Origin of the sequence: Flavobacterium cyanobacteriorum (assembly GCF_002251835.1) — a bacterium.
Lineage (GTDB): Bacteria > Bacteroidota > Bacteroidia > Flavobacteriales > Flavobacteriaceae > Flavobacterium > Flavobacterium cyanobacteriorum.
On record NZ_NOXV01000282.1, the window covers coordinates 236 to 16082 of the forward strand.

At 46.1% G+C, this 15847-nt stretch carries 8 protein-coding genes, 1 tRNA gene and 1 pseudogene; 5 read left to right on the plus strand and 5 right to left on the minus strand.

Annotated features, from left to right (window positions below):
- The 5 genes and pseudogenes from CHU92_RS10760 to CHU92_RS10780 all read right to left on the minus strand — a co-directional run.
- On the minus strand, nucleotides 1-1439 hold a 1439-nt coding region (locus tag CHU92_RS10760; RefSeq protein ID WP_243389590.1), incomplete at its 3' end, for a DUF6443 domain-containing protein.
- A gap of 20 nt (nucleotides 1440-1459) precedes the next feature.
- Nucleotides 1460-4912 carry an RHS repeat domain-containing protein gene (locus CHU92_RS10765; RefSeq protein WP_129583063.1) on the minus strand — a complete coding sequence of 1151 codons (3453 nt, stop codon included), beginning with the start codon at nucleotides 4910-4912 and terminating at the stop codon, nucleotides 1460-1462.
- An 18-nt stretch (nucleotides 4913-4930) separates the two neighbouring features.
- Nucleotides 4931-6541, minus strand: coding sequence for a T9SS type A sorting domain-containing protein (locus CHU92_RS10770; RefSeq protein ID WP_094415446.1), 1611 nt, complete (start codon nucleotides 6539-6541; stop codon nucleotides 4931-4933).
- A gap of 388 nt (nucleotides 6542-6929) precedes the next feature.
- Nucleotides 6930-7879: pseudogene (locus CHU92_RS10775) on the minus strand (PorP/SprF family type IX secretion system membrane protein).
- A gap of 55 nt (nucleotides 7880-7934) precedes the next feature.
- Entirely contained in the window at nucleotides 7935-12242 is a 4308-nt protein-coding gene (locus CHU92_RS10780; RefSeq protein ID WP_129583064.1) for a T9SS type B sorting domain-containing protein, read from the minus strand.
- Between the two features lie 151 nt (nucleotides 12243-12393).
- Between CHU92_RS10780 and CHU92_RS10785 the strand changes: the two genes are divergently transcribed.
- The 5 genes from CHU92_RS10785 (at nucleotide 12394) to CHU92_RS10800 (ending at nucleotide 15721) form a co-directional block, all read left to right on the plus strand.
- A tRNA-Leu gene (locus CHU92_RS10785) sits at nucleotides 12394-12475 on the plus strand.
- Nucleotides 12476-12508: 33 nt separating this feature from the next.
- Entirely contained in the window at nucleotides 12509-12679 is a 171-nt protein-coding gene (locus CHU92_RS15875) for a hypothetical protein (RefSeq protein ID WP_165764638.1), read from the plus strand.
- Nucleotides 12680-12826: 147 nt separating this feature from the next.
- On the plus strand, nucleotides 12827-14368 hold the full coding sequence (locus CHU92_RS10790) for a choice-of-anchor Q domain-containing protein (protein ID WP_094415450.1): 1542 nt from the start codon (nucleotides 12827-12829) through the stop codon (nucleotides 14366-14368).
- 62 nt (nucleotides 14369-14430) lie between these two features.
- Nucleotides 14431-15000 carry a DUF1579 domain-containing protein gene (locus CHU92_RS10795; protein WP_094415452.1) on the plus strand — a complete coding sequence of 190 codons (570 nt, stop codon included), beginning with the start codon at nucleotides 14431-14433 and terminating at the stop codon, nucleotides 14998-15000.
- A gap of 85 nt (nucleotides 15001-15085) precedes the next feature.
- Nucleotides 15086-15721, plus strand: a complete 636-nt coding sequence (locus CHU92_RS10800) for a hypothetical protein (protein WP_094415453.1) — start codon at nucleotides 15086-15088, stop codon at nucleotides 15719-15721.
- Nucleotides 15722-15847 lie beyond the last annotated feature (126 nt).

Sequence of the window (15847 nt, forward strand, 5' to 3'; positions counted from 1 at the left end):
ATGGTATACTGGGGCGTGCCGTCAAAATCAAGTTTTGTATCTGCCTGTGTATAGCCACCGATATAGTTTGCCATATACGTGCGTACCGGCCTGCCCTTTTCGTCATACAGCGTGTAGGAGGTTTCGCCGGTAGTGCCTGTGGGGCTGTCCAGCACCCTTGTCCAGCTGCCTACCGGCAACCCTTTGGGTATAGCCATTACCGGCTGTCCCTCTATGATCATTGATGACGCCGGGGTTTCCGGCCCACCCGGCCATGGATAGGCATCGCTGGCATACGTATCATAGTAATTTATGGTAAGCAGCTTAAAGCCCGGTGGTATGATGGTTCTTTTGTAACCAACAGGGATATTATCAATAATGTCACTGCTTCGCTGTACATTACTTACTGCACCCGTATGCTGCGCCTGCAGTGCCGCCCGTGCATTGCTGTTGATGCCCGCAGCGGCATACCAGCCGGTAAAAGCCGGCCTGCTCATAGTGTCATAAAAAGTGTACATCCATCCTTCCGTAGCAGCAACACCAAAAGGCGAGAGGGCAGGGCCGGTGGCTACCACCCTGTCCAGTATGTCATACACTATATATTCCCACTGCTTACCGGGTATCTTTTTCTCGGCAAGGCGGTTGCGGTGGTCATATTTGTAGTAATAGCAGAGGCCGGGGTCAAGAAGGCCTTCAGCAAGCGGCGGTATTACATAGGTGAGGTTGCCAAACTGGTCATACACATAGTAAGTGTCATATTTTTCATCCCGGTCATAAGCCCTTTTGAGCAGTACCTGTCCCTGCATGTTCTTAAACTCCTCGGTGCTTGCACCGTTTTCATTGGTCACTATGCTCTTATTTAGCTGTGCCTCGCTATAGTAGCCCAGGTCGGCAAAGGCTATGTCATATATCCCTGTAGTATTGTTCCATGTGGCGGTCGCGCTAAGGCGCTTCACTTCGTTTTGGACGTTGGCCCGGTAGGCAAATTTTACCGTTTTGTCATCATTGCTGCCGGGGTCGCCTATCCATGCGGCCCCGGGCGCTGCCTGCTTGAGCACCCGGTTAAGCGGTGAACTTTCAAAAAAGCTCCGGCTATAAGGGTTAGGCGTGTTTTCATATTGGGACGTATTATAAAACGTATACGTATTTACCTCGGCGGTACCGTTAAAAGCCAGGTTACTGTTTTCTGAAGCATACGGCAGGTAGCTGTATTCCTGCCGCCCGTAGGCATCGTATTTGATATGGGTGACAATGTCTTTACCGTTACCAGACATTTTACCGGCTATCTGTTGTATGGGCCTCCCTATAGCATCATAATAGGTTACGGTAGCATTAGCCTTGGCCTCATCACTAAAATAAGTAGCTTCCTTGTAAGTATAGGCACGCACGTAATTGTATGTATTGTCCTGGCCGTACAGCAACACCGGTAGGAGGGCCAGGGTATATATAATTTTTTTCATATAAAGTGGTTGTTTGTTTTTTAAAAGTTCCCGCCCCTGAAGTTGTATTTATATTCTGAAACCAGGTTTCCAAACGAGTCACGTACCAGTACCAGCCTGCCCAGGTAGTCATATTCATAAGTAAGGCGCAGCCCTTTGGGGTCGGTTACGCTTTTTACGCCTAGTACGGTATCAAATGTCAAGGTAATAATATGTGAGTTCCTGACATCCTGGTGCGCCCTCAGGTCATTAAGGGCTGCGGTAAGGGTGGTTTCGTCGCCCGTGTCAGAAGCATTTATGATATTAGTTACCTGTGTTGCGGGCAGTGTGGCATAACCTCCCGGCCTGTTATCAATCTTGGCTACCGGCAAAGTGCCGTTATAGCCCCAAATATAGCAGGTACGCATGCCACCTGCCAGGGAAACATCGGTTACATTACCTAAACTGTTATACCCGTGGTAAACCAGGCGGTCTTCCGCGGCAGCGGAGGGCTGCCCCCCTTTTATTAGCTGCACTTTGCCCGGCAATATCTGGTCAGGGGCAAAAACCTTGTATTTATTGATGAGGGGCTGCACCAGTGCCCCGTTTTTGTAACTGGACACCACGAGGGGGCGGTTAATATTGTTATGGAGCAGCATGGAGTTAATTACAGCTTGTTCTGCTGTATCAAATAAAGATGTGGTGTACCCTCCCGCGGGATATTCATATTCCGTTTTTTCGGTAATGGTTTCGCTGCCTTCCCTGTAACTTTCGGTCTGTTCCTTCAGCTGGAAATTTACGGGGTTATATACCATGTCGGTTCTTCGTTCCAATACTGAAGGCACCGCGGTATCATAAAAATACTGTTTTTGCACCGATGATTTCAGGTAGGCATGTGTTTGGTTTATAAACGTAGCGATAAAAAGATTTGGGGTTTCATTACAGTTAAAATAAAACAATGTACAGTCTGCAAACGGACAGGGTTGCGGATAAACCACGCTATAATCACGGTATTGGGCATAGGTTTCATAAAATTGCTTCCACTGGCAAGGTTTTTCACGAGACATTGTGGAACGAATTGCAAATTCTTCTTTTAATTCGTATTCATTTTCCGTTTGTTCGAGTGGCCTGCTTAGTGTATCGTATACAGTCTTGCGTAACAACAACCCTCTTTTATGGTCATAGTTAGGCGTTTCACTAAAGGGGTATAAAAAAACACCTACTGGTAATGGCGCATCTATGGCATTGGTGAAAATAAACTCTGTAAACCCATTTGGCGTACTGCCGTCCAGCTGACTGTTGCCTATGGCCATAATACCATTCTCAATAACAGCGACACGCTTATAGCCTACATAGCTTCCTTTGCATAACTGCGCGGTAAGCTGATTGGTACGGACAAAATAAGTAATTTCACGAGCCAAAAAGCTACCCGGAACATTTTCTGCGACACCGAAAATATATTTCAGGTCTTTCTCCGTGTATTCCTGGTACATGCTCCCAAGTTTGGCGTCTACTGCCCCGGAAGAATATATTATAGGGCGCAACGGGTTGTAGGGCTGCTCCGGCATGCGGTATGAATATCGTATATTTTTCAATACCGAATCACCCGTTTTGTCCCGAAATTCAATAACGCTAATCCTGGGCCCGCCGCCCAGATGGTAGTACGTATATTGTGCGGGCGAAACAAGGGCAGTGTGCCTTACATTTATATAGCCCTGCAACAAATAATTATCTGCGAGCGTCGCAAGCAGATCAACCTTAACAGTCACGCTATAAGTACCTTTAGTCAGCAACTGCCTTTTTGTTAGTTGATTAAGCGGGATTGTAATAGTGGTATTAGTCCCGGCTTTTTTAATTAATACTGAAAAGTTATTTGGGTTGGCATTAACGTTACCCGGAAGTAATGTTTTAGTAATTTCCACATACTGGTCATGTGTCAGCGTAAATTCCGTACCCTGTAAAAAGCTACCTCCTGTACTTGAAGCAAACTGGTGGGTAAACATTGGTACGGTCTGTGCATTCCAGGGGTTATTGTCAAAATTGTCAATCAGTCTGTTACTTTCATGTGAAAAGGTATGAGGCTCCCATTGAAAGGCTTTGACGCCGTCACCCCTGCTTGTTATTTTAACAAGGATACCTTTTTTGAAGGCTTCATTATCATAATAATTAAACGGATAAGCAGGATTATCACGAAAATCACTTTTCATATAGCCCCAATTATCTTTTTCCGCATACTGGTTGGGCAACAGGTTTTTTTGGAAATACTCAAACGTCTGGCTGAAATCAGACCCTGATGTAACCTTCATGAGCCACAGGCGGTTACTCAACGTGGTTTCATATGTCAGGTTATAGGAACGCACGGTATGGTTAGTGCCATTTACCTGCCGGTGTATTGATATTCCTTCCAAGTAGCGCCCCTGGTTTTCCGGATGGGTATTTTCATTGGACAATGAAAATTGTATGCTCGTCTTATCGGTAAAGCTAACCTTTACCAGCTTTTTGGTTTGGGTAGTTATAGAACTTTTGGTTTGTGAAAAGATAGGCCTAAACTGCGTACAATTATACGCATTAAGCAACATTGTTGTGTAGTAATTGGGATTGACTAAATCATTGTAAGTTGATGACCAGGGTGTATCATATTTTTCTTCAGAATTGATGTAATCAAATTTTGCCAGCAACTGTCCGTTGGGCGTAGTAATAGATGTCAGCATCCATGCGGTATTAGCTGCCGGCAGGGTAGGGTTTTGCTGTGGCAGTACGGGTAAATTGATATCCCTGCTTTTTGAACTAACAAAAGAAGCTGTTACGGTAGTTTCAATAGCCGGATTTTGTGGGTTGTCGGTGGTGCCAAAAATATACTTATACCCGTTAGCATCCGTAATCACAAAACCTGTTATTGCTTTTGTGTCATCCATGGTAAAAGTTATATTGAGCTTTTGGTTCATATCAAGCTGCCGGGCTTTGAATATGCCCCCTTCTTTTGCAATCACGAACCGCCCGGAATAGCCCGGCATGCTAATTTGGTATAAGTCGGGCTGGGCGTCGTATTTATCATTAATACATCCTAAAGCATTCCATTTAAATTCTTCCCTTTCGTCATAGGATAAATTATCATAATTCCAAAAGTCATCATTATGAAAGATACCCGTCACATTATCGTAAGAACCACTTCTAGGAAGTTCATCCGCGTATCCTCTCACAGTTCTCGATATTGCGCCTCCAGTATCCAGTGACCAGCCTGTACCTGTCCAGCCGGAGCGCGACTCAATCCGTAATCCCATAGTATTGTACTTTAATACAACAGGTAAGCTCAACTCGGAATTTAGTGCTTTAGTATAAATTGGTATTGAAATATCCGGCTGGCCACTGTAATAGTCTATAGGTACTTCTTCAAAATTCATCAGGTTAGCCACTGTGGGCGAAGGAGGTGTTATACTCGGGGTCTTTATGGCACTGTTTTGGGCATAAGCCCCTATGGTTATGCACGCCACTAAAAAGTTTAAAAATAATTTCATGGGATATAGTATGGCTGGTTATCTTTTTGATTTTACTACTTTAACAGAATCGGTCCCGGCGTTAGTACGCACTTCAACAATGTATATACCCTGCGGGTAGCCACCCAGGTCAACAGGAATGGTCCTGTCGGTTACGGGAAAAGCCTGCAGCTGCCTTCCCGCAAGGTCATAGACGGTGGCGGTACCGCTTAGGAACTCATAGCCTACAATGATGTTGGTAAACTGTTCGGCAGGGTTGGGCGCTGCTTCCAGCATGTCGCGCTTTTCCCCTGTTTTTTCCTTGTCGTTATCCTTCAGCTTCACTATCCAGAAGTCATTGCTGCCTTTGCCGGAGTTGCGGTCTCGCGATACCTGCCCTTTGGATGTTCCTGCCAGCAGGTAGCCGCCATCGCGGGTCTCTATCATCTTTCTCAGGATATCCTCGCCGCTGCTGCCTATAGCCCTGCGCCACTGTTCTTCGCCTTTTGCGTTTATCTTTAGGGTAATGTAGTCGTTAATTTCTTTCCTGTCAGCCTGTGCGGCTGCGGCCGATTCGCTGCGGGTATAACCGCCAAGGAGGAAACTCCCGTCCCGGTTAGCCACAATAGCCGTGAGCAGGTCGGCTTCCCCAACATGGTAGGTCTCTTCCCACAGGAGCTCTCCCTTATCATCAAGCCTCAGCACCCACATATCGGTACCTTTCCTGTTGCTTTTCTTTTTGCTGCCATTTGCGGGTGAGGCTGAGCTTCCGCCGGCAATGTAGCCACCATCCGCAACCTGCTTTAGCGCATAGAGGTGGTCATCCTCATCGCCGCCAAAGTCGCGCTGCCATGCTACTGCGCCGTCCTGGTCCAGTTTCAGTATCCAGTAGTCGCCGCTGCCGTAGCCATTATCAGGCTTATCGGGAGAAGCAGGGGAGTTGCTGTGCCCCCCGATGATATAACCACCGTCTGCTGTCTGCTCAATGCTTTCAAGGACATCGGCATAAAGGCCCCCAAGGGTACGCTGCCATTTTATGTCCCCGTTCTTGTCAAGCTTTATAATCCAGAAATCAAGGCCGCCCCGGCTGCTTTCCCATTTACCGTAAGGGTCCTGCCGGCCTTTGAGTATCTCCGGGCTCACATCAGAGGCTGATGAGGCGCCAATGATATAGCCTCCGTCCGTTGTCTGTACAATCCCTCTCAGCAGTTCCTGCCCGCTGCCCCCTATGGTGCGCTGCCACTGCTCCCCACCTTTGGCGTCCAGTTTTACTATCCAGAGGTCTGTGCCGCCCCTGCAGGAATCTTTTTTATGCAGCCCGGACGGTGAGTCAGAAGTGCCTGCCAGTATAAAGCCCCCGTCGCGCGTGGTCCGTATGCAGTGCAGGAGGTCCTGCCCGGTACCGCCCAGGTTCTTCTGCCAGTCCAGTTCGCCCGCTTCATTCATTTTCCATATCCAGTAATCCAGGTTACCCATGTTGCCCTCGGTCTTGTTCCCGCCGGCGTTGGAAAGCGAACTACCCGCAAGGATAAACCCGTAATCAGCCGAAGGCTGCGCATCAAAAAGATAATCGGCATGCCTGCCTCCATAGGATTTTTCCCAAAGGATATCCTGCGACCACATACTGCACCAGCCCAGAGCCAGCAACAGCAATAAAAGTTTTTGCACCATTAGTTAACAATTGTAAAAATTTTATGAGAAAATTACTTATAATATTAAAATAAAATAATGTTAATAAATTTTATTTTTTAACTTTAAATTTAATTTAATTTTTAGTCAAAATAGTTAAACATTTATTAAAACTAAATTAATAGTGTTTAACATAATCCCGATAAAAATGCAGCAATAAAAAAGCCTCGTTTTTACAGACAATAGGCACCCGGATGTTTTATATAATTTTTAAGTTGGTTTGCCCGGGCCATTACTAAAGGTCGATTTTCAGAAACAGGCTTAGCCTTATAAATAATACGGATAGCTTTCAACGGACTGGTTTTTGGTAAAATGGCAGAAGTTTATGCATGCCATAGAAGAAAAAGACGGGCTGTTTTGCCCGTCCTGATTAGTTGTAATGCGCTGTACACGGGCAGTTGCTTATACCCTGGAATATATCAAGCCCCACGGTTATCATGTGCGTACCACTGTTGAAAGCCAGGAATTCATTGGTAGTGACCTGGTAGGAATAGGCAAAATAAAAATTAGACTTCTTCAGGCCTGCCATAGGGCCTATGTTCAGGGGCTTCATGACCTGGTCGTTCAGGAAACGGTAGCTTACGCCCACCCAATAGTAATCTTCATAATCCATAAGCCTGATCTTCAGGTTGAGGTCAGTTGACGAACGCGTATCACTTTCAAAATACTGCACAAATGCCGATGGTTCAAATTCAATACCGCTACCGCTTTCGCCCCTAAAGGTATAGCCGGTATACAGCTGGTAATTACGCAGCCTGTTAGGTTCGTTAATAGCAAATACATCAAGGTTTTTGTTGAGTATGTTTGAGGCATTAAAGCTCAGGTAAAACTTGCGGAGCCTGTATAGGAATGATACATCAAAGTTGTGGTTTATAACGTAGCGGTTGTCTGTTACGCCAGGGTCAACAGTAGTGAAGTTTTCTACTTCAACCCTGAACTGGTTCATGTTATACGATATTCCCATGGAAAGGAACTGCTCGTCATATTTATCGAGGATCAGGTGGTGCGCAAATGATATTTTGCCTCCATATTGCCGCGTATTCCCGTTTCGGTCATTATAAAAGAAAACCCTACGCCGCTATCATCTGAAATCCGCATATCAGCTGCCAGGGACTGCATGTCAGGCGCGTCTTTTATGCCTACCCACTGCGTAAGCCCGTTTGCCCTTATTTTTACATAATCGCCTATACCCGCGAATGCCGGTGACACCACAAACTGGTTATCGGCAAGGTACTGGGTAAAAGTGGGAATATTAAGTTCCTGCGCCTGTGTTGCCGTTACTGCCAGTAACAATACTAATTTTATGTATATGTTTTTCATTTTTCTGAGTCGTTAGTGTTGTAAAGCCGTGGCCGCAAGCCACGGCTGTTTAGTATTATCTGTATATGGTGAAGTGGCCAACAAATTCCCTGCTGTCCTGTGGATCACCAAGTTTAATGATGTACCAGTAATCGCCGGTTGGCAGTTCGTTGCCGCGGTATTTCCCGTCCCAGCTTTGTCCCTGCCTCAGAACCGCAAGTTTTCTTCCGTACCTGTCAAAAATATCCGTAGTAATGTTAGGGTAGTTTTGCGTGTTGGCCGGAGACCAGGTATCATTCCTTCCGTCATCATTAGGCGTTACCACGTCCGGGATTTCAATATCAACAAACCTCGCGTTTATGTTCGCTGTTGCCGTACAGCCCCTGCTGTCGGTTACCGTCACCGTATGGTTGCCACTGCTCAAGAACACAAACGTATTGCTGCTGCCATTATCATTTCCGTTAAAGCTGTACTGGTAACCGCCACTGCCGCCTGTTGCTGTAGCGGTCAGTTGGTTTAGGCCGCTTTCAGCTAATGTAACCTGTAATGGCACCTGCGGCGCAATAGTAAATTCAGCTACATCCGTACATCCAAGGGTATGCACTATATCAACCCTGTGCGGGCCCACAGGCACATTCACAAACACATTTGAACTTTGCGGCGTACCACCGTTAAGCGAGTAGGTCACACTACCTTCCACAGCTGCCGATACGGCAATGGTCACAGTGGTAGCATTACAGCCATAGTCTATAACCGGCCGTGCATCAATATCAACAGGAGGGGCAAGGGTTACCTCATGTGTAACGATACAGTTATTAGCATCACGCACAAACAGGGTATAGGTTTGCCCTCCGTTGAGGTTTTCAAACAGCAGCTGTCCGTCTACAAAGTTGCCTGTAGCCCCCAGCCTTGTGGCATAAGGAGCAGTACCGCCTGAAATTGCAATTTCAATAGCGCCATTATCATCATCAGCGCATATTTCCTCCAGTATATCAGCAGTAACAACAGCAATGGCTGCCGGCTGGGTAATAACAATGTTCTGGATTTCCCTTATGCAGCCTATGGCATCACGCACCCTTATAGTGTATGTTCCTGCCGCAAGGCCTGTAAAGTTACCAGAAGCTACATAGTTGAAGTCGGGAGAAATAGCATACTGTAATCCTCCTGTACCTCCGGACGCGGTTACCCTTATAGCCCCGGTTGTTGCCCCAAAGCAGCTTATAGTGCCGTTTACGGTAGCCGTGGCATTTACAGGGACACCGTTTTGTATGTTTACCGGCAATGACTGGATACATCCGTTAACATGCTTTACCGTTATAATGTGGTTGCCGGTGGTAAGGTTGCTGAAAGTGTTTGAACTTGTATAGGTTCCGTTATCAACAGCATACTGCACCTGGCCGGCCACTTCGGGGTTAACGTTTACGGTTACTATATTGCCGGGTACATTGCCGGTACAAACAAGCGATACTGAAGCTGTAGCCTGTATATTGACCCCGTCCTGTACCTGCACCTGTATAGGGGTTACGGTACATCCGTTGGCATCCCTTACCTGTATGGTGTACTGGCCTGCAGAAAGGTTGTTATACACCAGCTGTCCTGCAGCAAACGGCGAACCGTTAATTCTGGTCGAATAAGGTGCAGTACCTCCGCTTATTGTAATAGTGATGCTTCCGTTGTTGCTACTGATACATGCTTCGGGGGTTGCAACCGCTGTAGCTGTAAGCGCTGCTGCCGGCTGGGTAATATTAATTCCTGAAATCTCCCTTTCGCAGCCAGCCGCATCGCGTACCCTGATTATGTAGCTGCCGGCGGAAAGCCCTGTGAAGCTTGCCGAAGAAGTGTAGTTAAATGCCGGTGAAATAGCATATTGCAATGCCCCGTTGCCTCCTGAAGCCGTTACACTTATAGCTCCGCTTGTGCCACCAAAACAGGCCACATTTGAAATTACAGTTGCACTTGCTGTAATAGGCTGCAAGGCAGGTATTGTAACCGGTGCAGTGCTCACACAGCCATTAGTATGCTTTACATATACTGTTGTAACACTTACCGGCACGTTGGTAAAGGTGTTATTGTTTACATAGTTGATACCGTCAAGGGAATATTGTACGCTGCCGGTAACAGACGGGTTAACGCTTATGGTAACAACATTGCCAGGGGTATTGTTAGTACATGTTGCTGTTACTGTTGCATTTGGCTGGATGTTTACACCCGGAGCTACCGTAACAGTTAAAGGTACAATATCACAACCGTTAGCATCCCTTACAAACACAGTATAGGTGCCTGCCGCAAGGTTGTTGTATACCAGCTGGCCCTGTACAAATGATGTTGTGTTCAGTCTTGTTGAGTAAGGTCCCGTACCTCCCGAAATTGTAATGGTTATACTTCCGTTACCCTGGTTTATACAGGTTTCCGGTGTTGTAACGGCCGAAGCTGATAGCGCGGCCGCAGGTTGTGTAACCGTAATATTGGTTACTTCTGCCTCACAGCCAATGTTATCCCTTACCCTTATGGTATAGGTACCTGCTGCCAGCCCTGTGAACACATTTGAGCCGCCATAGGTAAAGGCAGGGGAGATGGCATACTGCAATGTACTGTTTCCTCCCGAAGCCGTTACAGTTACTTGTCCTGTTGTACCGCCGAAGCAGGCCACGTTGGCTGTTACGGCCGCGGTTGCTGTAACAGGCTGTAGCGGCAGTATTTCAAAATCATCTGTCCTGATACAGCCGTTGCTGTGGCGTACATATACTGTTTGTGGCCCTGCAGGTACGTTGCTGAAGGTGTTGGAAACCTGGTAAGTAACCCCGTCAAGAGAGTACTCCACGCTGGCTGCCACAGCAGGGTTAACAGCAACAGTAACCACGTTGCCCGGTGTATTGTTGGTACAGTTCGGTGTTACGGTTGCCACGGGCTGTATGTCCACGCCCGGCAGTACAGTATAAGTAAGCGGGGTGATGGTACAGCTGTTGGCATCACGTACGTATATGGTGTAAGTGCCGTCTGCCAGCCCTGTGAAGCTGAACTGGCCCTGTGTGAAGTTCACATTGTCAAGGCTGGTAGCATAAGGGGCTGTCCCGCCTGATACGGTCACTGTTATGGTACCATCATTGGCATTGATACATATTTCAGGTGTACCTGTTACCGTGGCTGAAAGCGCCGCTGCCGGCTGTGTAACCGTAATATTGGTTACTTCTGCCTCACAGCCAATGTTATCCCTTACCCTTATGGTATAGGTACCTGCTGCCAGCCCTGTGAACACGTTTGATGCGCCATAGGTAAAGGCAGGGGAGATGGCATACTGCAATATACTGTTTCCTCCCGAAGCCGTTACGGTTATCTCGCCTGTTGTACCGCCGAAGCAGGCCACGTTGGCTGTTACGACCGCGGTTGCTGCTACAGGCGAAAGATTATCAATAACAAACGTATCGGTTTTTGTACAGCCGTTGCTGTGCCTTACGTAAGCAGTGTAATTGCCCGGAGCAAGATTGGTAAAGGTATTGGATGCCTGGTAAGTAACATCATCCAGTGAATACTCTACATCGGCTACAACTTCGGGATTGACATTTACCACCACGGTATTTCCGGGTACATTATTGGTACATGTCGGCGTCACGGTAACATCGGGTATCACTTCCACAGCCGGCATCATATAGTATTCCAGCGGAGGGTTTATATTACAGCCGTTACTGTCCCGTACAAATATCTGGTAAAATGTATCGCCTGATAAGCCGGTAAATGTATACTGGTTGCCTGTTACTGTTACAAAGTTTATATTATCAAGGCTAACTTCATAACTGCCAGTTCCGCCAACAAGGCTTAAGGTTATGCTTCCGTCTGCGGCATTCAGGCATAGTTCGTCCTGTATAGCTACAAAATCAGCCACCAGCGGTGCAGGCTCATCAATGTTAAAGTTGAGCAGTTGGAAACATCCGTTCTGGTCCTGTACAATTACCTGGTATGGCCCGGGTGCCAGGCCGGTAAAGCTATTGTCTGTATCAAACTGGTTTAGGTTTGGTGATATGGCATATTGTATAATTCCCGTTCCTCCTGTTGCCGTAATGCTAATGCTGCCGTTAGCATCGCCAAAACAAAGAATGTCATTTTCAACAGATGTAACAGTAAGCGGTGCAGGGTTGGCGATAGTAATTATTGCCGATACCTCTTGGCAATCGCCGCTCAGAACACGTACTTTATAGCTGCCTGCTGCCAGCCCGCTGAATGTTTCTCCAGCCTGTGGCCCGGCAAGCACATTGTTAGCCGCATCAAGAAGTTCATACTGGTAATTGCCAAGCCCCCCTGTAGCATTTGATATTATCATAGCGGTACTCTCGCCTGAACAGTATATCTCTGCACTGGTAAGGTCAAGATTGAGTAATAGTTGCGGCACTGCCGGCACAACTACCTGGTTGGTAAGTACTGCCTGGCATCCGTTGTTGTCTTTTACATAGTATTGCTAAGTACACGACAAAAATTGTATTAAATTAATTTCCAGCTTATTNAAGTTAAGCCGTTGCTTAACTTTTTTTATTACCGGGAAAGGCCATGTGGAGAAATTGGTAGACTCGCCATCTTGAGGGGGTGGTGCCGCAAGGCGTGCTGGTTCGAATCCAGTCATGGTCACTTTTTTTTTGACAGAAGAAAGCGTCAAAACGTATGAAAAGCTCTGTAATTGCAGGGCTTTTCTTTTTTTATATAATGTTGCCGGGTGAGTCATTTTCCGTTTTTACAGGCACTGAAGCCGGCAAGAACAAACTGACTGTCCCTTTTAGCCGCGATGGGAGCGGCATCCTCCCTGCCGCCTGCTTTCGCGGCAGGGAGATATAGCAGACAGCGCGACCAAACCTTGCAAAAGAGCGTTTAGCAGGCTGCTGAAAAGAAAAAAAAGTGCGCACAGGGCAGGAGTATTGTTTAAAATTCCGCTGTATACTAAAATGTCAAATTAATAGTTATTTTTACCAAAAATTGCTGCTTATGCGCCAGTATGTACTTTTCCTTTTAATAATTGCCGGATTATCGCTTATTTCCTGCCGTGACGATTTTGAATTTGAGCCGAGTGGCGGCGGGCTTGAATTTTCAAGGGATACGGTTTATCTCGACACCGTGTTTACAAACATTGGGTCAAGTACTTATACGTTAAAAGTGTATAACCGCAGCAATAGGGATATTTCCATTCCATCAGTAAAACTCAAACGGCCTGATTCCAAATACCGCCTGATGGTTGACGGCATGTCAGGGCAGTCATTTGAAAATGTAGAACTGCTGGCTAAGGACAGTATGTTTATATTTATTGAAACCACGGTTGATGTAGCCGAAGCCAACCCGGATGATTTTCTTTATACAGATGAGCTCCAGTTTTTCAATACCAACGGCGTACAGGAAGTACACCTGGTAACACTCATACAGGATGCTATTTTCCTGTACCCGCAGCGTTTTGATGACGGGAGTTATGAATCAATCCCGCTTAATCCGGGTGAGCCTGACCGTATTTATGGTTTTTACCTTGATGAAAATGACCCGAACCATGGCAATGAGCTGAGGTGGACCAATGAAAAGCCTTATGTGATTTATGGCTATGCGGCCGTACCTCCCGGGAAAACCCTTATTGTAGACCCTGGCGCAAGGGTACATTTTCACGCTGACTCCGGCCTGTTGGTGAGCAGTGGCGCTACAATAGCAGCAGGCAATGCAAACAACCCCCCCACAGAAGCAGGGCAAATAGTTTTTGAAGGGGACAGGCTTGAGCCAAGGTTTGCAGAAACCCCGGGTCAGTGGGGTACTGTATGGCTCCGTAATGGCAGTACGGCCAATACTATGAGCAATATAATTATAAAAAATGCCACTGTCGGATTGCTTGTGGAAGGTAATGATGGCACCCCCGAAACGCTTAAACTGCGTAACATGCAGGTATATAACTGCAGCAATGTGGGCATTCTGGCCAGGAACGGGCATATAACAGCCACTAACCTTGTTGTAAACAAGGCAGGTGAGGCGTCGCTGGGGCTTACCTTTGGCGGTATATATAACTTCACACACTGCACCATTGCCAATTACTTCAATAACTTCAACCAGTTCCCTCTGGTGCTCAATGATTATAGGGAAACCAGTTCTACTATTGAGGTTACAGACTTAAATGCACAATTCATTAATTGTATTTTTTTCGGTTTGGGCAACAGGGGAATTTCATTAGAGAATAAAGGTATCCAGGCCAGTACACCCCCGGTATTTGGTTACCAGTTCCAGAACTGCCTGATTAAATTTTTTGACTTCAGTAACGAGTATGCGTCAAACCCCTTATACCAGTTCAACGGCCCGAACTATCCAGGCAGTAAAAGGGCACGCAATTCTTCTGAAAACAGGCCACAGTTCCGTAACCCTCAAAATAACGACCTCAGGATAAGTGAGGGCTCAGCGGCGGTAAATGCAGGTTTTGATGCCGGTGTTCCTGTTGATATTTTAGGGAATCCCCGCAATGGCGCCCCCGATATAGGTGCTTATGAATTTGTGAGTGAATAATTACCTGATTTTCAATAAAATTTCATACTTTAGTTATACAAACAAATTATATCTATCAATTTATGAAAAAAATTTATGCACTAGCCCTTTTGGCAATGGCATTTGCCGGGGGTAAAGCATCAGCGCAAAGTGATGCCGAAATGAAAGCGTGGGAAACGTATATGACTCCCGGCGCAGCACACAAAATGATGGCCACAGAAACCGGCACATGGTACTGTGATATGACCTTTTGGCAAAATCCTGACACCAAGCCGGAAAAAGCGTCCACAACTGCCGAAATTAAGATGATAATGGGAGGAAGGTACCAGCAGTCGGCTTATACAGGAAATGTTATGGGAATGCCATTTGAAGGCCATGGTGTTGTAGCTTTTGACAATGCTACCAAAGAATATATTTCTACCTGGATTGATAATATGGGTACAGGCATGATGGTAATGAAGGGGAAAATGAATCCTGACGGAAAAACCATGGTGCTGACAGGTGAGATGGTTGACCCTGTAGAAGGGAAACCGGTAAAATGCCGTGAGGTCTATACTATTGTTGACAACGATACCCGTAAGATGGAAATGTATGACCTGAGGAGTGGTAAAGAGTTTAAAACAATGGAAATTATAATGAAGAGGAAAAAATAAATTTATAACTTATTAAATTTGAGCGCTGTGGTCACTACAGCGCTCTTTATTTGTTCAAGACGGTATAATTTCATATACTCCTGACATGAAAATTGATCAAAATAAGTATCGGGTTTATGACTGGAAACATTTTATGATGATACACTGGATGCTAAATCCCGGTCTGGTTTTTAATGAGCTTGTGCTTGGCCAGCGCATACCAAAAGTAATGCTGGAAGACAAAACATCAAACAAGCCACGCTTTGAACGTACCCTGGTTCCCTGTCCGCATTGCGATACCTTACATGATGGCCGTACATGGTCTATTCAAAACAATACTGCTTTTAAAAACTGGTTTGGCCTGTATTGCCCATCATGCGGAGGCATTATTCCGTGCCTTTCAAACTTTACTTCTTTACTATTACTTGCTGTTACGTTCCCAATATGGGGCTGGTTCAGGAAGGCACTTAAAGCGCAATGGCTGGCAAAACAGCCTGAAAGGTTTAGGAACATTGATGTTGATATTTTTCCAGACCCTTTTGCTAATAAAGGCTGGATTGCCTATGGACTGATGTTTGGCGTTTCTATGTTCCTTATAATCGATATAGTGACACCACTTTTAACGGATGAAGCCATTACCTGTTTTCATCTTGCTATAGGTGTTCCGGTTTGGATTGTTGCAGGATTAGGCTGGGGCTACTTTATGAAGCTGTTTTCCGGTAAAAGAGGTGAAAAATTATAATGGTTTTGTGGCAGGCCGGTTAGTAGGCCGTAGTAACAGTAGCAGTATTGTAAAGTTGTATTACTTTTGGGTGCCGGCTATTGCCTCACAACTAATTTTAATTAATTTTGCACCTCACAACTACAA